This window comes from Pseudomonas sp. URMO17WK12:I12 (assembly GCF_000514395.1).
Lineage (GTDB): Bacteria > Pseudomonadota > Gammaproteobacteria > Pseudomonadales > Pseudomonadaceae > Aquipseudomonas > Aquipseudomonas mucoides.
Genome location: NZ_AZVV01000009.1, coordinates 59,601 through 77,702, shown reverse-complemented (window position 1 = coordinate 77,702; position 18,102 = coordinate 59,601). Strand labels below are relative to the sequence as shown.

The following is an 18,102-nucleotide window of genomic DNA, read 5'->3' as shown; positions in this document are numbered from 1 at the left end:
TCCTTGAATTGAAAACGGCCACCCTATCACTCCAATGTCGCGTTTAAAATCCTCTGCACTTCGCTTCTGAAACAAAAAAGCCCCGGCATTCCGGGGCTTCAAGGGTGTCGTCATTCTGACTGCTGAGCTAACGGGCGAACCGTCCTCGCTCTATAGGCGGGAAGCGATGCAGCATAGGCCAGCGCTTCCTCTCTGCTGCTGAAAGACCCCAAGCGGTCACCTTGGGTGCAAACCCGCCAGGGGCCGTTGTTTACGCTCAGTACGTCATAACCGTTCATGTGCATTTTATTCAGTATCGGAACACTCATGGTCACCTCCTGTTCGGTAGTGGAACCGACGATTGCCTGCAATACCTTACACCCGACCTTTGCTCAAGTGCCGACCAGACGTCGCGTCAGTAATCCAGCGTTCAATTGCACTTTTCGCTGAGAACATCGCTCTAACACCTGAAATAGAGATCACGGCCCGAATGTTGCATTTTTATTACGTTTTTATGACACGCAATTGTTAGGTAACCGATGAAAGTACGTGCAACGGTCATTTGCGAACTGGACCGACATGTTCTCCTGGTGCGCAAAACCAGGTGTCGCTGGAGCTTGCCCGGCGGAAAAGTCGAACCCGGTGAAACCACGGCGGGCGCCGCGTTGCGTGAGCTTCAAGAAGAAACCGGCCTGGGCGCCGACAACCTGCTGTACCTCATGGAGCTGGAATCGGGCGGCACCCGCCACCATGTCTACGAAGCGTCGGTGCCGAACCTTGAGCAGGCCCGGCCCCAAAACGAAATCATCGACTGCATCTGGCACCCGCTGGAGACGGTCGACAACCTGAGCACCAGCGACGCCACGCGCCAGATCGTCAAGGCGTTTCGGCGGCGCCTGTAAGCGTGTTCAAGCCAGGCCTTGGATAGGCGGGTTGTTTTCAGTGAGTGTCAGCCCTGGTCGCCACCACCGACCGGCATGATCATGCCGGTGATGTAGGACGCTTCGTCGCTGGCCAGAAACAGGATAGCGCCTGCCTGCTCATCCAGCGTGCCGTAGCGCTTCATCAAACTGCTGTCGAGCGTCTGGTCGACGATCTGCTGATACCAGACTTTTTCCTCAGGACTTTGCTCGGCAGTGTTGCGCGCAATGACCCGGGGCGGCGCTTCGGTGCCACCGGGTGCGGTTGCATTGACCCGCACCCCGCGGCCGGCAGTTTCGAAGGCCAGGCAAGCGGTCAGTGCGTTCACCCCGCCCTTCGCCGCGCCATACGGCACGCGATTGATACTGCGCGTGGCGATGGACGAGACGTTGACGATGGCGCCACTGCCCTGCTCCAGCATGAACGGCAGCGCCGCATGACAGCACCACAACGTCGGGAACAGCGAGCGGCGGACTTCGGCTTCGATCTGCTCCTCGGCATAGTGCTCGAACGGCTTGGTCCAGATCGTGCCGCCGACGTTGTTGACCAACACGTCGAGACGCCCGAAACGTTCAATGGCGGTGCGCATCACCCGGCTGCACTCACTGTATTGCTCAAGGTCGGCGGTCAGGGCCAGCACCTGATTACGTTGGCCCAACTGCTGCTGCACCTCAAACACCTGCTCGGAGCGGTCGACCAGAATCAACCGCGCCCCCTCAGCGGCCATGCGCTCAGCCACCCGCCGCCCGATGCCTTGCGCAGCCCCGGTAATCAGCACCACTTTTTCGTGAAATCTGTTCATACCCACCTCGTGAAAAAACCCTGACCTGCAGGAGCGAGCCTGCTCGCGATAGCGGTCTAACAGGCGACATCCCCGTTGAATGTCCCGCCCCCTTCGCGTGTACTACTCAAGCCGCGCTGGCGGCGAATTTCTCGTAGTAGAAATTCGCAGGCTGGACGCCTTGCTCACGGATGAACTGGCTGACCGCCTCGACCATCGGCGGCGGGCCGCACAGGTAGACGTCGACGTCACCCTCGTTCAAATGCCGCGGCTCGATGTGCTGGGTCACGTAGCCCTTGAGTGGATACTGGCTGTCGGGGTTGGCCACACAGGCGCTGAAGCTGAAGTTCGGGATGCGTGCGGCGAAGGTTTCGAGGCGATCGAGTTCCACCAGGTCGAAATCGTTGGTCACGCCGTAGATCAAATGCAGCGGATGTTCGCTGCCCTGCTCGGCAATTTTTTCCAGCATCGCGGTGAACGGCGCCAGCCCCGTGCCACCGGCCAGCAGCAACAACGGACGGCGAATATCGCGCAGATAGAAGCTGCCCAGCGGCCCGGCCAGGTTCATGCGGTCGCCCGCCTTCGCCATGCCAGTCAAAAAGCTGCTCATCAAGCCGCCGGGCACATTGCGGATCAGGAAACTGACTTCGCCGTCGCGCTGCAACGAGCTGAACGAATAGGCGCGGGTCTGCTCGCTGCCCGGAACCCCGAGGTTCACATATTGCCCCGGCAGAAACGCCAGGGTGCTCAACGCTTCACCCTTGATCGACAGCGCGATGGTGCTGTCAGACAACTGGCGCACCGCGCTGATCGTCGCGTCATAACTCACCTGCCGCGTGCGGCAAACCTCCGAGGACGCCGGCACCCGCACCACGCAATCGCTCTGGGCACGCATCTGGCAAGTCAGGACAAAACCCTGCTCGGCTTCTTCCGCGCTGAGAGCGTCTTCGATGTACTCCTCGCCCAAGTCATAACGACCGGCCTCGGCGAAGCATTTGCAGGTGCCGCACGCGCCGTCGCGGCAGTCCAGCGGGATATTGATGCCCTGGCGGTACGCGGCATCGGCCACTGTTTCACCGGCATTGGCGTCGATGAACCGGGTGACACCGTCTTCAAAATTGAATGCAATGGAATGCGTCATGACAGCCGCCTCACAAGTGGTAGACATCGATGACCTGGCGAACGTAATCGTTCTTCAGGATCACTTTCTTGGCCTTGATCAGCGGGTTTTCACCGCGCACATCAAGGGTGTAGAAACTGCTGCCGAAATAGCTGTCGACGGTCTTGTAGCGAAAGCTCAGGGTGTGCCAGTTAAAGCGCACCTTGCACAGACCGTCCGCCTGTTCGAGCAGCTCGATGTTGCTGAGGTTGTGTGAGGTGCGGGTGTCCGGAATGCTCGCGCTGGAACGCTCGGTCTTGATACGGAAGATGCGGTCTTCCAGCCCCGTGCGGTTGCCGTACCAGATCAGCGAGATTTCCCGCTGCGGGTCTTCGGTCAACTCGTCGTTGTCGTCCCAGGACGGCATCCAGAAGGACGCATCGGCGGCGTACAATTCCAGCCAGTCATCCCATTGCTTGTCGTCGAGGTAGCGTGCTTCGCGGTACAGAAAATCACGCACGGCGTCATAGGTGATGGTCATTGCACGGCCTCCACGGCAATCAATTCGGACTGTTCGGCGGCCAGTGCCTTGAGCATCGTCTGCTGCCAGTATTTGTGTTGCAGCACGAACAGGCCTTCGTCCTCGGTGCGCACGCCGCTGAGCAGCGGGTGCAGGTCGATTTCCTTGGCCGCCTCGTCAGCGCCCTCGATCCAGTGTTCGGCGCCCCGGGACATGTCATTCCAGGTGGTGACGCTGCCCTGATAGCTGGTCTGGCACGAACGAAACTCTTCCAGATCGTCCGGGGTGGCCATGCCGCTGACGTTGAAGAAATCCTCGTATTGACGAATTCGACTGGAACGGGCGTGGTCGCTTTCGCCTTTGGGGGCGATGCAGTAAATGGTGATTTCCGTGCGGTTGACCGAGATCGGCCGGGCGATGCGGATTTGCGAGCTGAACTGGTCCATCAGGTACACGTTCGGGTACAGGCACAGGTTGCGGGAGTTCTCGATCATCCAGTCGGCGCGAGCCTTGCCGAAATCCCGGGCCAGTTCGTCGCGCCGCTCGTACAGCGGGCGATCTTCGGGGTTGGACCAGCGCGTCCAGAGCAGCATGTGGCCTTTGTCGAAAGAATAAAAACCACCGCCCTGCTTGGCCCAGGTGCCGGCGTTCATGGTCGGGTTGCTGTCGCCGGCATCGCGTTGTTTGCGCTGGTTCTGGGTGGCCGCGTAGTTCCAGTGCACCGAGCTGACGTGGTAACCGTCGGCGCCGTTTTCGGCGGTGAGTTTCCAGTTGCCTTCGTAGATGTAGCTCGAAGACCCGCGCAGTACCTCCAGGCCATCGGCGGACTGGTCGACGATCATGTCGATGATTTTGGCCGACTCGCCAAGGTGTTCAACCAAAGGCACCACATCGGCCTTGAGGCTGCCGAACAGGAAGCCGCGATAGGACTCGAATCGCGCAACTTTGGTCAGGTCATGGGAGCCTTCGCAGTTGAAGCTCGCCGGGTAACCGGCCGCGGCCGGATCCTTGACCTTGAGCAGCTTGCCGGAGTTGTTGAAGGTCCAACCGTGGAAGGGGCAGGTGTAGGAGCTTTTGTTGCCGGTCTTGTGCCGGCACAGCGTTGCGCCGCGATGGCTGCAGGCGTTGATAAAGGCGTTGAGCACACCGTCCTTGTTGCGCGCGATGAAGATCGACTGGCGCCCCATGGTGGTGGTGTAGAAATCGTTGACATTGGGGATCTGGCTTTCGTGCGCCAGGTACAGCCAGTTGCCTTCGAAGATGTGTTGCATCTCCAGGTCGAACAGCCGTGGGTCGGTGAACATCTCGCGCTTGCAGCGGTAGATGCCGGTTTCCTTGTCGTCTTCAAGCAGGGAGTGAAGGTATTCGGGTCGCAGGGACATGGCCGCCGCCTCCATTGTTTTTATTCAGGCAGGGCCATGCTAGGACGGAGGGATGAGGCGGACTATCCGCTGGGTGCAGACGTTTATCCGTTTACTGCAGTTGTCGCGGAACCTGTAGCAGCTGTCGAGGCTGCGAGGCTGCGAGGCTGCGTGTAGCAGCGGCTACGGGGAGGTGTGGTCGGTCAATGGCGGCGTTTGAGGGTGTCGGAGGGCAATTCGCCGAACAGTTTGCGGTAGCTGTCGGAGAACCGCCCCAGGTGCAGGAAGCCATAATCCATGGCCACTTCCGTGACGTTGCGCACGTTGCACGTCGGGTCGCTGAGGCACAGGTTGATGCGCTCTAGTTTTTTCTGCCGGATGTAGTTTTGTGGCGACGTTCCCGCATTGCGCTCGAACAACCCGTACAGCGAACGCAGGCTCATTCGCGCCTGGCGTGCCAGTTCCTCACTGTCGATGTCGTGCTTGAGGTTGCGTGCGATGTAGTCGGCAATCACCTCGAAAGCGGGCGAACCCAGGCTTGTGCGAATGACGTTGGTTTTCATCAGGCTGAGCATTTTGCTGACGATGATCTGTGCATAGTGCTCCTGCACACGCGGAATCTGCTCGGTGGCCTCGGCTTCCTGGCAAATCATCGCGAGCAAGCTGACGAAACCCTCCAGCTCATCGAGTTGATAACGACTCTCCAGGAATCGCACGCCCTGCCCCGGATACCGCCAGCGCTGTTCATCGCACACCGATTCAAACAACCGAGTCGGAACCTTGAGGATGAATTTTTCGCAATCGTCGGAATAGGTCAGGTCAACCGGTTCATCGGGGTTGATCAGCAGCAACTCACCGGGCGCGAAGTAATGTTCCTGACCCCGCCCGCGCGACAGGCAGTTGCCCCGCAGCAGCACTTGCAGGTGATAGATGCTGTCGAGTGCGCCGGAGGTCACCCGCACGCTGGCGCCGTAGCTGATGCGGCACAGGTCCAGGCTGGCGAATTTGCGGTGATCGAGGCTGGCCAGCGGCCGGCCGACATTGGGCATCAGGATACAATGGTTGCCGACGTGCTGATTGACGTAACCCGACACCGCGTAAGGGTCGGCATGGTCGAATATTCTGCTGCGCTGACTCAACAGTTGCGCGTGCATCATCGGGTCACTCTCGTTGTTGTTATTGGCGGTGTCAGTTCCATTCTAGAACAGCGCGCATAACATTGTGTCGGCAGACTGAAAACCCCAGTGGGAGCGAGCCTGCTCGCGAAGGCGGCGTCAGCTTCAACATCGACGTTGACTGACACTCCGCTTTCGCGAGCAGGCTCGCTCCCACAGGTTTGATCGCGCTATCAATCTTCCAGCGCGCGAACCCGTTCGTGGCGTTGTTGCTCTTCGGGTTGGGCGGTCGACTGTAGCGTGAAGTCAAATTCGATTTCAGCAAACCGCCCGCTCACACCATGCGCCGCGGCGCGTTGTTGATCGTCGCTGAAGCTGATGTGGGCGATCAACTCGTCGCGGGTGGCGTAGGCGAAATCGTCATGCAGGTACTGATCACCATCGAGGTTGATCTGGGTGGTCAGGTGACGATGATCCGGTGCCGAGATGAAGAAATGCACGTGCGCCGGACGCTGGCCGTGACGGCCCAGTTGATCAAGCAATTGCTGGGTCGGACCGTCCGGCGGGCAGCCGTAACCCGACGGCACGATGCTGCGGAAACGGTAGCGACCTTCGGCATCGGTGACGATACGGCGGCGCAGGTTGAACTCCGATTGCGTGGTATCGAAGTACGAGTAAGTGCCGCCAGTGTTGGCGTGCCAAACGTCCACCACAGCGCCAGCCAGCGGTTCGCCGGCGGTGTTGAACACGCGCCCTTGCATGAACAGCGTCACACCCGGATCGAGGCCATCATCGAGTCGCGCTTCGCCTTCGGACAGCGGCGCGCCGGCTACGTACAGCGGGCCTTCGATGGTCCGTGGCGTGCCGCCGGATTTGCCCGCCTGCTCGTCTTCGGCGTCCATCAGCAGGTCGAGGTAATGCTCCAGACCCAAGCCGGCCACCAGCAACCCGGCTTCCTGACGCGCGCCCAGCACGTTGAGGTAGTTGACGGCTTTCCAGAATTCTTCCGGGGTCACCGCCAGGTCTTCGATGATGTTCACCGAATCTCGCAGAATGCGGTAGATCAGGGCTTTGACACGCGGGTTGCCGGCGTCGTTGAGCAGGCCGCTGGCGTCTTCGAGAAACTTCTGTGCGCTGGCAGTGTGGGAAATCTTGACGTTCATGGTGGATCCTCATCTTGTAATTATTAGCGTAGCGAACTGAACAGGCTGGGTTCAGCGGTCATCCTCGCGGATGGAAGACGGATGCCGGCACATCGCGTCGATCTCGATCGCCATGTAGGGAAACAGCGGCAGTTGCATCAGCAGGTCGTGCAATTGCTGGACGCTGTCGACATCGAAAACGCTGTAGTTGGCATAGTGCCCGGCGATGCGCCACAGGTGGCGCCACGTGCCCTGCTCTTGCAGGCGCTGGGCCAGGGCTTTCTCGTCAGACTTCAGCTTGGCGGCGGCTTCGGGGTTCATGTCGACCGGTAGATTCACGGTCATTTTGACGTGGAATAGCATGATCTCTCCTCAGGCTTGATGAACGGAAGTGGATGTTTTGTCACGACGGAAAAACGCCAGGCGTTCTTCATCGAGGCTCAGGCCCAGGCCCGGTGTTTGCGGAACATGCAGTTCAAAATCGCGATACACCAGCGGCTCGCTGAGAATGTCTTCGGTCAGCAGCAAAGGGCCAAACAGTTCAGTGTCCCAAGCCAGTTTGTTCAGGGTGATAAAGGCATGGGCCGAGGCCATCGTGCCGAGCCCGCCTTCGAGCATCGTGCCGCCGTACAAGGCGATGCCGGCAGCTTCAGCAATCGCGGCAGTGCGTAACACGGCACGCGGGCCACCGTTCTTGGCGATCTTCAAGGCAAACACCGACGCGGCGCCTTCGCGTGCCAGATTGAAGGCGTCTTCCACGCATTCGATGGATTCGTCGGCCATGATCGGCGCCGGGCTCATCGCATTCAGGCGCGCCATGCCGGCGCGGTTGTTGCGCGAGATCGGCTGTTCGATCAGGTCGATGCCGTTGGTGCCAAGGATTCGGCAAGCGCGCAATGCGACCGCTTCATCCCAGGCCTGATTGACGTCGACCCGCACACTGGCGCGGTCACCCAGGGCTTTTTTGATCGCAATAACGTGGGCCAGGTCGCGGTTGACTTCACCGGCACCGATTTTCAGTTTGAAGATCCGATGACGGCGCAGGTCGAGCATTTTTTCCGCTTCGGCGATGTCTTTGTCGGTGTCGCCGCTGGCCAAGGTCCAGGCCACCGGCAAGGCATCGCGAACACGCCCGCCGAGCAACTCGCTGACCGGCAGGCCGAGGCGCTTGCCCTGAGCGTCGAGCAACGCGGTTTCGATTCCGGACTTGGCAAAGGTATTGCCGCGGATGCTGCGTTCCAGACGCAGCATGGCGGCGTTCACATTGCCGCTGTCCTGGCCGATCAGCAGCGGCGCAAAATGTTTGTCGATGTTGGTCTTGATGCTGTCCGGGCTTTCATTGCCATAGGCCAGGCCACCGATGGTGGTGGATTCACCGATCCCTTCGATGCCATCGGCGCAGCGCACACGAATGATCACCAGGGTCTGATTCTGCATGGTGTGCATCGCCAGCTTGTGCGGGCGGATGGTCGGCAGATCGACGATGATCGTCTCGATCGATTCAATGGCTGTTGCACGCATGTCGATACCCATCAGGTTCTTAAAGTTCTGGAACCGATTCTCGTACGGCTTTTTTTACGATGCCAATATAGAATTGGTCTGACTTGATACCTTTAAGGTATGCAAACGACCGACGTTCGGAGGCCCCATGGAACTGCGTCATCTGCGGTATTTTCAGGTGTTGGCTCAAACCCTCAATTTCACCCGCGCCGCCGAGCTGCTGCACATCGCCCAACCGCCCTTGAGCCGGCAGATCCAGCAACTGGAAGACGAACTCGGGGTGTTGTTGCTGGAGCGTGGCCGGCCGCTGAAGCTGACGGAGGCCGGGCGGTTTTTCCATGAACACTCCGCCGCCCTGCTCGAACAACTGAACAAGGTTTGCGACAACACGCGGCGGATCGGCCTGGGGGAAAAGACCTGGCTGGGCATCGGCTTCGCGCCTTCGACCCTGTACGGCGTACTGCCGGAACTGATCCGCCGTTTGCGCAGCGGCGAGCCTCTGGAGCTTGAACTGGGGCTGTCGGAAATGACCACGCTGCAACAAGTGCAGGCGCTCAAGGCCGGGCGGATCGATATTGGCTTCGGGCGAATACGCATCGACGACCCGGCGATCATTCAAACGGTGCTGACCGAAGATCGGCTGGTCGCCGCCCTGCCCGCCGGACATCCCCTGCTGGCCGGGCCGATCAGCCTGCGCGAATTGGCGAAGGAACCATTTGTGCTGTACCCCGGCCATCCGCGCCCGAGCTATGCCGACCATGTGATTGCACTGTTCGAGTCCTATGGCGTGAGCATTCACGTGGCGCAATGGACCAACGAACTGCAAACGGCCATCGGTCTGGTAGGGGCAGGGATCGGCGTCACGCTGGTGCCGGCCTCGGTGCAATTGCTGCACCGCGACGACATTGGCTTTACCCCGCTGCTGGAAGACAACGCCACCTCGCCGATTATTCTCAGTCGGAGGGTGGGTGATGTGTCACCCGGGTTGAATCATTGTTTGAAAATGATCGGAGAGCTGCAACCCCGGGCCTGACCGTCAGCCGGCAAACGCCCGGCGGCCGGCTCTAATCTCGGTACGCAGTTCGCCCACCAGGTCGGAGATTTCGCGCACTGTGGTCAATTCAGCGGTAGACACGCCATTGATCAATAAGTGAATGCACCCGGTGGCTGGCTCGAACACCTTAATGCACAGCAGTCCGTCGGCACTCTTCGTGCATTCGCAAGAAAGTGGCTCGAAGCCAGACTCCACAATGTTGCAAAGGACTGAAATGGGAACCATCGCTGTCGCCTCCGTGGCGGTCGGTCGAAATCAACCTGTTCAGGATAGATGGCCTTTTTCCTTTACGCCCCAGCCAATGCTCACTGAAAGTGATACTTGCCTCGCATATTGGCGAGGTTTTAATGGGAATTCTTGTCCCAGAACCAGTTCCAGAACCCTGGCAGCTCCACTGGCTGGGAACTGTCCTTGACGGTACGCGCCATGGCCGCGCGCAGCACGGCGTCGTGATCATCGTAAAATGGTTTTTGCGCCAATGGCACGCCGGTGGCCTTGGCGCTGTCGATCAGGATTTGCAGGTATTCCCGGGCATGCCGGGCGGTGTAGCGGTTGAGGTCGTGGAAGGTCACCACCACCGGAATCACCCCATCCACGGTCGGCAACTCGCCCTGCGCGATGCGCTCACGCACTTCAGACATTGAACGCAGCATATGAGAGCGACGCCGGGGGCTGGCGTTAAAGCCCCAGATCTTGCCGTCGTTGGCACTCAAATCAGTCAGCAGCACATGCATGCCGTGCTGCTGATACGCCGCGAAGACGCGTTTGTCGTAGTTCCAGAATGGCGGGCGGACCAGGGTCGGCGGCGCACCGGTAATCGCCGCGATGTCGGCACTGCCTTTGCTCAGCGACTGCTCCAGTTCTTCCGGGCTCAGCGAACGGTGATTGGTGTGCCAGTGGGTTGCGGTGTGAAATCCCAGTACCTGCCCTTCTGCGTGTTCGCGATGCATCAGCTCGCGCCCGATATCACTGTCGCCGGCGCGCGGCGCACCGGTCTGCACGAAAAACACCGCTTTGATGTCGGGTTGCAGTGGATTGTCCTTCAGGCTGTCGAGCACCGTAGCGGTAGGGTTCCAGAAACTCGACGCGCTGGGGCCATCGTCGAAAGTCAGCAGAAAACGAATCGGCGCCTGGGCCTGTAGACGGTGTTCCGTCTGCGGGGTCAGTGCGATGGGGGCCGAAATGCAGCCTGCCAGCCCGGTGGCAATGGCGAGTACGCAGAATATGTTGAACAGCTGCTTCATGTTTTGCCTTGGGCCAGACCCTGACGGTCAACACTATGAATGGCAAAAATCCTTCGCCCGCTCTTCCTTCGCCGCCCCGTCAGTGACGCGGGCCGAGGTTTGATCAGGGTACACAGTGTTTGGTTCCGCGACCCGTCCCCCCAACGCACGGGTGATCCGAAAGCTAAGCTGAACATTCCCGTCAGCGCTTTCCAACCGCAGGTTCAGCCGATGTGTGGACGTCTGTCGCAGTACCGTGGCATTCACGATTTCGTTGCCGTGTTGAGCATTCCCGACGCAATGATCAATCACGTCGGGGATGAGCCCTTGGCCCGCTATAACGCGGCACCCACCACTCAACTCGCCCTGCTCCATCTTGAGCCGGACGGGCTGCACGCCGATCCGGTGCGCTGGAGTTGGCGCCCGCACTGGGCCAAGGATCGCGCGGCGCCGATCAACGCGCGGGTTGAAAAAGTCGCGCACGGTCCGTTCTTTCGGGCGATCTGGCCTCACCGGGCGATTGTACCGATCGACAATTGGTTCGAATGGGTCGATGCGGGTGATTCGACGCGACTGCCATGGCTGATTCGTCGACAGGACGGAGCACCGAGTTACTGCGCCGCCATTGGCCAGTTCCCGGGCGCTGGCAATGAACCACGCAGCGACGACGGTTTTGTCATCATCACCGCGGACAGCGTCGGTGGCATGCTCGACATTCATGACCGGCGGCCGGTGGTGTTGTCGCCGGAACTGGCGCGCGAATGGCTCGACCCGGCCACGCCCAAAGAACGCGCCGAACAGATGGTGCTGCTGCAAGGGGAACCCAGTGAAATGTTTGAGTGGTACAGGGTCGACAAGGCGGTCGGTAACGTCAGAAACCAGTCTCGTACGTTGATTGATCAGCTTGTTCAGGACTGATCAGTTGAACAGTCCTGTATAGACAGGAAAGTTATCGTTCAATGACTTCAACGCATGAACGTTACACAGACTGTTTCATATCAGAAACACATGCTGCGTGTATTTGAAATCGGCCCTCAACCGCTTGTCCGACAATGTCTTTATCGTACATACATTCACTAACACTAAAGTTAGGATGCGCGCCGCATTTCCAATGGCATCGCCAAGTTGACCAAAAAGTCAACAAAGAAGGAAATCCTTATAAAATCAACAAGCATTGCAGAGAACTAAGTTGCGCGACGATCTTGTAATTAATCAAGTCAGCAGCCTGGAGTGTGTGTACCTGTCCATGACAGAACGCTATCAACTTGACTGCTTTATCGGGCAATACATAAAGACCCGGAACCTGCGTTCTATCCCCAATATCAACGACATCCTGCGTTCGACCCTCGCCACCTACGCCGGCACCCCGCCGGTCATGGTCAATGAGCTGAATGCATGGATCGACAGGAAATTGGGTTATCGGGCTTCCCATCCGGATTTTCCGTCGTTGGAAGACCTTTAAAATGATGCCCGGTGCCGTTCAGCACAAGAACTGAACGAACCGGACTTCGTTGCACTCACAGTAGTAGAGGCCTGCGGGCCTCCTTCTTTTCAGCTTTGTTATTTCTGCACACCGCTTGTAACGCAGATCTCCCTGAATTCTCCATTCAACTGCTGAGCCCCAGCCCAGGCTGAACTCAGGAGCAAGACATGAGCGAGCTCGTCCCTTACGCCGTGCACTACTTGTTTGAAGGCGTTCGTCGGCACTTCTTCAAACTGGCCGAACAGTTTTCGGATGTCGACGCGATTCATTCGGCGTCCGCCCATGCCTATCCGCAGTCTGGGCGAAAGATCGCTGCACACGCCACCCTCGACGCCGCGCGGTTGACCGCCACGCAACTGGGCATCACCCAAATACGCTGGAACGAGGCGATCTAACTTATCCAAGCAAAAACACAACCCTGTAGCTGGCGAAGCCTGCGTCCGGCTGCGCAGCCGTCGTAAAATCGACGCATGCGGTGTTTCAGATAGACCGCGTCAGCAGGATTTACGACTGCTTCGCAGCCGAACGCAGCCTCGCGCTGCTCGTCAGCTGCTACAAAGGTTGTGGTGCATGGGGTCAGGGCTTCAGCGGACGCTCTTGGTCGCGCTCTGACAGCTCCCGACTGTCGTCATTTTTCCAGTCCTGCCGCAAACGTTCCTGCCGCTTGATCTCTTCCTCCGTGGGTTCATCCTCATCGTCAAAATCCGGATGTTTTTGATCGTTGGCCATGCGCACCTCTCTTCCAGTGAAGGGACCCATTAAGCGTAGAACACATTTGAGCGTTCGACTCAGAGCCACCAACGCAGCAAAAAGAAAAACACCATGCTCAAGAGCATGCTGAGCAAGGTGTTACGGGTGTAAAGCACCAGCCCCACCGCCACCAGCGAACTGATCAGGTACGGGTTGTCCCACTGCAGATTCAGCTGCTTGTCGGGCATGAACACAATGGGCCCGCAGATCGCGGTCAACATGCCGGGCACGGCAAACCCGAGGAACTGCCGGGCATTGCTGCTCAAGCGCACCGGCAATCGGGGTTCGAGAAACACGTAGCGGTTGAGAAACACCAGCACACCCATTCCGACAATCACCGCCCACACCATCATGCTGTTCGCCCCAGGTAGAGTTTGTTGCAGATAAAACCGGCGGTCATACCCGCCAATCCGGACAGTACAAGCGCCGAGCCCCATTGCCAGTAGCTGAACAACACCGAACAGAACAGCGACACCGCGACACACACTACCGTGGGCACGTTGCGCACCACCGGCGTAATCAAGGCGATAAAGGTGGCGGCGATGGAGAAGTCCAGGCCCAGATGCTCCAGCCCCGGAATGCTGCTGCCCAGCACAATGCCCGCCAGCGTGAACAGGTTCCAGGCAATGTAAAACGTCAGCCCGACGCCCAGCGCGTACCAGCGATTGAATTGCTGTTTGTCGTGCTGACTGGTCAAGGCAAACAACTCGTCGGTGAGCAAAAAGCCCAATCCCACCCGCCAACGCCCCGGCAACGGCGAAATCACCGAACGCATGCTCATGCCATACAGCAGATGCTGCGAGGTCAGCAGCAAGGTGGTCAGCAGAATCGAAAAGACCCCGGCACCGCCCTTGAGCATGCCGATGGCGACCAACTGTGCGGCCCCGGCAAACACAATGCTCGACAAGCCCTGCCCTTGCAGCGGCGTGAGGTTGGCCTCGATGGCCATGGACCCGGCCAGCAAGCCCCAAGGCGCGGTGGCCAGGGACAGCGGCATGATCGCCACAGCGCCACGCAGAAAGGCACTGCGCGGCATGATTGAATTCGTCATAACGCCCTACAACCGGTGAAAGACCCGAGACTGTGCCAGCCGTCGCGGCGGATGGCTTGAACAATCTTGCGCACTTGCGTCGTGAGCGTGTGCAGCGAATGCGCTCCGTTCATCGGCCGGGCGCTTGATTCGCCTCGATAGTAGCAACATGATGGCGCTGCATATTTCCTTGAGGCCAGGCCCTGCATGAGCTCAGTCGAACCCGATAGCGATGTCTATAAAACCCTGCTGGAGTCAACCAATGCGATTCCCTGGCGGATCGACTGGAAAACCATGACCTTCAGCTACATCGGCCCGCAGATCGAGGCGTTGCTGGGCTGGAAACAGGACAGTTGGGTGACGGTCAACGACTGGGTCGAGCGCATGCACCCGGACGATCGGGATTACGTGGTGGAGTTCTGCGTCTCGCAATCGCGTGCCGGGGTCGATCATGAGGCGGATTATCGGGCACTGACCCAACAGGGCGACTACGTGTGGATTCGCGACGTGGTGCACGTGGTGCGCAAGGACGACGAAGTCGAAGCGTTGGTGGGCTTCATGTTCGACATCAGCGAACGCAAGAAAACCGAAGAACACCTGAGCCGGCTGCAGAAGCAACTCGAAGAGTATTCGTTCCAGGACGGCCTCACCGGCATCGCCAACCGGCGTATGTTCGACACCGTCATGGAACGCGAATGGGGCCATGCCCAGCGCACCGGTTTGCCGTTGTCGTTGCTGATCCTCGACATCGACTACTTCAAGCAATTCAACGACCACTACGGCCACATCAAAGGTGACGAATGCCTGCGCCAGGTGGCCCAGACGTTGTCGCTGGCGGCCAATCGTCCGCGTGACTTCATCGCCCGGATCGGCGGCGAAGAATTCGTCTGGCTGCTCCCGGAAACCGACGCCGAGTCCGCACGGCTGGTGGCGCGCAAATGCCTGCACCTGATTCGCCAACAACAGATTGCCCATGCATTTTCCCCGGTATCGCCGCTGTTGAGCGTGAGCCTGGGCGTCGGCACCACGGTCGCGCCGCTACAGGCGACGGCTGTGGAGTTCATCGAGCAGGTCGACAAATTGCTCTATCGCGCCAAGCACAACGGGCGGATGCGCGCCGAGTTCGCGGATTTGCGCTGAACACCGGGAGACGTCCGAGTACCATGAAGCGATTCGCCAACAGGTCAGGGAGTCGACATGTTTTACCGGATCGCCGCCGACGGGCTGGTGCTGTTTCATCTGCTGTTCATTCTGTTCGTGCTGTTCGGCGGGCTGCTGGTACTCAAATGGCGGCCGCTGATCTGGGCCCACCTGCCTGCTGCTGCGTGGGGTGTGATGGTCGAAGTCTTGCACCTGACCTGCCCGCTGACCCCGTGGGAAAACCTCATGCGCCAGGCCGCCGGGCAAACCGGCTACGGTGGCGGCTTTATCGAGCACTACATCTGGCCGGTGATTTACCCCGCCGGCTTGACGCCGCCGATTCAATTGGCGCTGGGCAGCGTGGTGCTGGCGATCAACGTGCTGGTCTATCGTCGGTTGTTCAGGCAGTGGAAACTGCGCCGGGCCGCCTGAAACCAACGCCGAGGATGAACCCATGCTGTCGATTGAAGACCTGACTTTGCTCCAGGCCATCCGCGAAACCGGCAGTCTGTCGCGGGCCGCAGCGCACCTGGGCAAGGCGCCGTCGACCGTGTCCTACGCCGCGCGGCAACTGGAAGAACGCTTCGACGCGCTGCTCTTCGACCGCCGTCGCTACCGCTTGCAGCTCACCCCGGCCGGCGAGTTGCTGGTGAACGAAGCGGCGCGGTTGATGCAGGACGTGTCCCGCCTGACCCAACGGGTGCAGCAAGTGGCCAACGGCTGGGAAAGCCGACTGTGGATTGTCACCGACGAATTGCTCGAATTCGAAACCTTGATTCCGGTGATCCACGAGTTTGATGCGCTGGAATCCGGCGTGCCGCTGCGCATCACCCAAGAGGTGCTCAAAGGCGTTTGGGAAGCCCTGCGTGAAGGGCGCGCGGATTTGATCATTGGCGCCACCAATGAGCCACCGGCGATTCCGACCCTGCGCTGGATGCAGTTGGGAGAAATGGAATGGGTGTTCGCAGTTTCACCGAAACACCCGCTGGCCAAGGCCAAAGAACCGATTTCCCGGGCCATGGTCGCGCAGCACCGGGCGATCGTCGTGGCGGACTCGTCGCGGGTCACCGAGGGCAGCACCTACGGCGTGTCGGGCGGCCAACCGGTGCTCGCGGTGCCGACCATGCGCGCCAAAGTCCTCGCTCAATGCGATGGCCTGGGCGTCGGCTGGCTGCCCCGGCACCGGGTGGGCTCGCTACTGAAAAACGGCACGCTGGTTGAAAAACAGATGGCCGACCCACGCGAACCGAACATCCTGTACGCCGGCTGGCGCGGCGATCATGACGGCCGGGCATTAGGGTGGTGGCTGGAAAAACTCAAGCAGTCGTACCTGTCCACCAAACTGGTCCAGGGCAGCGACCGGTTTATCTGACCTCAATTGGCTATCACGCTCATGTTGCGCCCGCTGGACTTGGCCACATACAAGGCCTTGTCCGCTGCGGTGACCACATCGTCGGGCTGGTCCTGCGAGGCCGTGTTGTAGGCGCAAACGCCGATACTGACGGTCACCCTGCCCTCTGCGCTGTCCAGGTGCTCAATGTCCTCCAGCAGGACGGCGTGACGGATTTTTTCAGCCACCAGAAAAGCGCCGACATAGTCCGTGCCAGGCAGCACGACCGTGAACTCTTCGCCGCCATAACGGGCGGCTAGATCACCGGGGCGCTTGATGTTGTCCTTGATGATCGAGCTGATCCGGCGCAAACACTCATCACCGGCGACGTGACCGTAGCGGTCGTTGAAGCTCTTGAAGTGATCGACATCGATCATCAGCATCGCGAGGTGGGTCTGGGTGCGCCGGGCGCGGCCCATTTCCGCGAGGATAAACAGGTCAAACTGACGCCGGTTGGACAGCCCGGTCAACGCGTCCTCCAGGGCCAGCAGCTCAAGGCTGCGATTGACCTCGATGAGTTTTTCCTGGCCATCAAGCAACACGCGCTGAAAGTGATGTTGCTGCTTCATGAAGTGAATGAGGCGATAACCGAGCGCGCCCAGAAACAGCAGCAGCAACAATACGATCCCCGCGCTCAGCGCCGTCTCCTTGCGCCAACTGGCCAGCACCTCCTCCTTGTCCAGCGCGGTAAAGATGATCAGCGGATAACCGCTGACCCGCCAAAACCCGACCACCCGTTCCACACCGTCCACAAACGACTTGACAGTGGCCGTGCCGGAATCGCCTTTAGGCAACAGTTGGGTAAACAGCGGCCCCTTGGCCACGCTGCTGCCAATGTCAGCCGCTTTGAACGGCCGACGTACAACAATACTGGCGTCATCGGCAATCAGGTTGATCACCCCGTTCTGGCCCATGTCGATGCTGTCGTACAGCTCAAGGAAATGACTGAGATAGATCGTGGCCAGCGCCACCCCGGCGAATCGGCCATCCGGATAATTGATCCGGCGCGACACGGTCATGATCCATTCACCGCTCGAGCGACTTTTTATCGAACGACCGATATGTGGGCCACGGTCGGTATGGTCACGATGGAAGATGAAATATTCACGGTCGGAATTGTTGGCGTTGGGCACCTCTGCGCCATTGGAGTTAGCGATCCAGCGCCCTTGTTCGTCGTAGACAAACAAGCCATGCAGTTGTTTGAGCTCATCACGTTCAGCGCGGAGCAATCGTTGCAACCGGGGCAGTTGCTGCGGGCCGACGCCCTCGTTTTCGAGGCGGTCCACCAAGGCAAACAGCAGCGTATCGGCCTGTTTGATCGACGCCTGCGCCTGCGAAGCCAGGGTTTGCGCCAGGTTGGACATCGCCACTTCTTTGTCCTGCAGATGGTACTGGCGCGAGTTCCAGGCTTCCCAGAACACGATCACCGTCATCGACAGGCACACCGCCACGAGCAGCACTACCGCATAGCGGACCTTGAGCCTTGATTCGATCTGGCCGGGCACCCAAGGCGTGGCCGGACGCGGGTTTGCAATCGGATCTTTGATGGACGGATTCCCCATGACAGTCCCTGATTTGTTATGACAGGGCGATTTTTCCTGTTCGCCCTTTAGA

The 18,102-nt window shown here is 59.5% G+C and carries 23 protein-coding genes and 1 pseudogene; 9 read left to right on the top strand and 15 right to left on the bottom strand.

What is annotated here, in order from left to right:
- Positions 1–110 precede the first annotated feature (110 nt).
- A complete protein-coding gene (locus tag D882_RS1000000133175) occupies positions 111–308 on the bottom strand; it encodes an SPOR domain-containing protein (RefSeq protein ID WP_027923630.1) in 198 nt (65 codons plus the stop codon).
- Positions 309–518: 210 nt separating this feature from the next.
- On the opposite strand from D882_RS1000000133175, the gene D882_RS0112835 reads away from it, so the two are divergent.
- Positions 519–881 carry an NUDIX hydrolase gene (locus tag D882_RS0112835; RefSeq protein WP_027923629.1) on the top strand — a complete coding sequence of 121 codons (363 nt, stop codon included), beginning with the start codon at positions 519–521 and terminating at the stop codon, positions 879–881.
- Between the two features lie 47 nt (positions 882–928).
- Here D882_RS0112835 and D882_RS0112830 read toward each other — a convergent pair whose 3' ends face one another.
- The 5 genes from D882_RS0112830 to D882_RS0112810 all read right to left on the bottom strand — a co-directional run bounded on the left by D882_RS0112830 (position 929) and on the right by D882_RS0112810 (position 5,818).
- Entirely contained in the window at positions 929–1,702 is a 774-nt protein-coding gene (locus tag D882_RS0112830; protein WP_027923628.1) for a 1,6-dihydroxycyclohexa-2,4-diene-1-carboxylate dehydrogenase, read from the bottom strand.
- 106 nt (positions 1,703–1,808) lie between these two features.
- The gene (gene benC / locus D882_RS0112825; RefSeq protein WP_027923627.1) at positions 1,809–2,822 is read right to left on the bottom strand and encodes a benzoate 1,2-dioxygenase electron transfer component BenC; all 1,014 of its coding nucleotides are present in this window, start codon (positions 2,820–2,822) and stop codon (positions 1,809–1,811) included.
- Positions 2,823–2,832: 10 nt separating this feature from the next.
- Complete coding sequence (benB, locus tag D882_RS0112820) at positions 2,833–3,321, bottom strand: benzoate 1,2-dioxygenase small subunit (protein ID WP_027923626.1); 489 nt, start codon at positions 3,319–3,321, stop codon at positions 2,833–2,835.
- Complete coding sequence (gene benA, locus D882_RS0112815) at positions 3,318–4,682, bottom strand: benzoate 1,2-dioxygenase large subunit (RefSeq protein WP_027923625.1); 1,365 nt, start codon at positions 4,680–4,682, stop codon at positions 3,318–3,320. Before benA ends, benB begins: the two co-directional genes overlap by 4 nt.
- Positions 4,683–4,864: 182 nt before the next feature.
- Positions 4,865–5,818, bottom strand: coding sequence for an AraC family transcriptional regulator (locus D882_RS0112810; RefSeq protein WP_027923624.1), 954 nt, complete (start codon positions 5,816–5,818; stop codon positions 4,865–4,867).
- Between the two features lie 75 nt (positions 5,819–5,893).
- Here D882_RS0112810 and D882_RS1000000133535 point away from each other — a divergent pair.
- Positions 5,894–5,998, top strand: a pseudogene (locus D882_RS1000000133535) (metal ABC transporter ATP-binding protein); the annotation flags it as partial.
- An 11-nt stretch (positions 5,999–6,009) separates the two neighbouring features.
- On the opposite strand, the gene catA reads toward D882_RS1000000133535, so the two are convergent.
- From catA to D882_RS0112795, 3 genes are read right to left on the bottom strand one after another with little or no spacing between them, the layout of a single operon-like run.
- Positions 6,010–6,939 carry a catechol 1,2-dioxygenase gene (gene catA / locus D882_RS0112805; protein WP_027923623.1) on the bottom strand — a complete coding sequence of 310 codons (930 nt, stop codon included), beginning with the start codon at positions 6,937–6,939 and terminating at the stop codon, positions 6,010–6,012.
- Positions 6,940–6,990: 51 nt separating this feature from the next.
- Positions 6,991–7,281 carry a muconolactone Delta-isomerase gene (gene catC / locus D882_RS0112800; protein WP_027923622.1) on the bottom strand — a complete coding sequence of 97 codons (291 nt, stop codon included), beginning with the start codon at positions 7,279–7,281 and terminating at the stop codon, positions 6,991–6,993.
- 9 nt (positions 7,282–7,290) lie between these two features.
- The gene (locus D882_RS0112795) at positions 7,291–8,439 is read right to left on the bottom strand and encodes a muconate cycloisomerase family protein (RefSeq protein ID WP_027923621.1); all 1,149 of its coding nucleotides are present in this window, start codon (positions 8,437–8,439) and stop codon (positions 7,291–7,293) included.
- Positions 8,440–8,566: 127 nt separating this feature from the next.
- Here D882_RS0112795 and D882_RS0112790 point away from each other — a divergent pair, with 127 nt between their 5' ends.
- Entirely contained in the window at positions 8,567–9,451 is an 885-nt protein-coding gene (locus D882_RS0112790; protein WP_027923620.1) for a LysR family transcriptional regulator, read from the top strand.
- Between the two features lie 3 nt (positions 9,452–9,454).
- On the opposite strand, the gene D882_RS0112785 is transcribed toward D882_RS0112790, so the two are convergent.
- Both D882_RS0112785 and D882_RS0112780 read right to left on the bottom strand, forming a co-directional pair.
- Positions 9,455–9,697: a DUF1652 domain-containing protein gene (locus D882_RS0112785; protein ID WP_027923619.1), complete on the bottom strand. Its 243-nt coding sequence runs from the start codon at positions 9,695–9,697 to the stop codon at positions 9,455–9,457.
- Between the two features lie 119 nt (positions 9,698–9,816).
- The gene (locus D882_RS0112780) at positions 9,817–10,716 is read right to left on the bottom strand and encodes a polysaccharide deacetylase family protein (protein ID WP_027923618.1); all 900 of its coding nucleotides are present in this window, start codon (positions 10,714–10,716) and stop codon (positions 9,817–9,819) included.
- 210 nt (positions 10,717–10,926) lie between these two features.
- Here D882_RS0112780 and D882_RS0112775 point away from each other — a divergent pair, with 210 nt between their 5' ends.
- The 3 genes from D882_RS0112775 to D882_RS0112765 all read left to right on the top strand — a co-directional run bounded on the left by D882_RS0112775 (position 10,927) and on the right by D882_RS0112765 (position 12,573).
- Entirely contained in the window at positions 10,927–11,613 is a 687-nt protein-coding gene (locus tag D882_RS0112775) for an SOS response-associated peptidase (protein ID WP_027923617.1), read from the top strand.
- Between the two features lie 271 nt (positions 11,614–11,884).
- Positions 11,885–12,157: a hypothetical protein gene (locus D882_RS0112770; RefSeq protein WP_027923616.1), complete on the top strand. Its 273-nt coding sequence runs from the start codon at positions 11,885–11,887 to the stop codon at positions 12,155–12,157.
- A 188-nt stretch (positions 12,158–12,345) separates the two neighbouring features.
- Positions 12,346–12,573 (top strand): DUF6555 family protein, encoded by a 228-nt coding sequence (locus D882_RS0112765; protein WP_027923615.1) that lies wholly within the window; start codon positions 12,346–12,348, stop codon positions 12,571–12,573.
- A 181-nt stretch (positions 12,574–12,754) separates the two neighbouring features.
- Here D882_RS0112765 and D882_RS1000000132885 read toward each other — a convergent pair whose 3' ends face one another.
- From D882_RS1000000132885 to D882_RS0112750, 3 genes are read right to left on the bottom strand one after another with little or no spacing between them, the layout of a single operon-like run.
- A complete protein-coding gene (locus D882_RS1000000132885) occupies positions 12,755–12,907 on the bottom strand; it encodes a hypothetical protein (RefSeq protein WP_172825942.1) in 153 nt (50 codons plus the stop codon).
- A gap of 59 nt (positions 12,908–12,966) precedes the next feature.
- On the bottom strand, positions 12,967–13,278 hold the full coding sequence (locus D882_RS0112755) for an AzlD domain-containing protein (protein ID WP_027923614.1): 312 nt from the start codon (positions 13,276–13,278) through the stop codon (positions 12,967–12,969).
- Positions 13,278–13,979, bottom strand: coding sequence for an AzlC family ABC transporter permease (locus D882_RS0112750; protein ID WP_027923613.1), 702 nt, complete (start codon positions 13,977–13,979; stop codon positions 13,278–13,280). The genes D882_RS0112755 and D882_RS0112750 overlap by 1 nt, the downstream gene beginning before the upstream one ends.
- A gap of 186 nt (positions 13,980–14,165) precedes the next feature.
- Here D882_RS0112750 and D882_RS0112745 point away from each other — a divergent pair, with 186 nt between their 5' ends.
- Genes D882_RS0112745 through D882_RS0112735 form a run of 3 tightly spaced genes read left to right on the top strand, consistent with a single transcriptional unit; the run spans position 14,166 to position 16,470 of the window.
- A complete protein-coding gene (locus tag D882_RS0112745) occupies positions 14,166–15,098 on the top strand; it encodes a sensor domain-containing diguanylate cyclase (RefSeq protein WP_027923612.1) in 933 nt (310 codons plus the stop codon).
- 57 nt (positions 15,099–15,155) lie between these two features.
- The gene (locus D882_RS0112740) at positions 15,156–15,530 is read left to right on the top strand and encodes a DUF2784 domain-containing protein (RefSeq protein WP_027923611.1); all 375 of its coding nucleotides are present in this window, start codon (positions 15,156–15,158) and stop codon (positions 15,528–15,530) included.
- 22 nt (positions 15,531–15,552) lie between these two features.
- Complete coding sequence (locus D882_RS0112735; RefSeq protein WP_027923610.1) at positions 15,553–16,470, top strand: LysR family transcriptional regulator; 918 nt, start codon at positions 15,553–15,555, stop codon at positions 16,468–16,470.
- A gap of 2 nt (positions 16,471–16,472) precedes the next feature.
- On the opposite strand, the gene D882_RS0112730 is transcribed toward D882_RS0112735, so the two are convergent.
- Entirely contained in the window at positions 16,473–18,050 is a 1,578-nt protein-coding gene (locus D882_RS0112730) for a sensor domain-containing diguanylate cyclase (RefSeq protein WP_027923609.1), read from the bottom strand.
- Between the last annotated feature and the right edge of the window lie 52 nt (positions 18,051–18,102).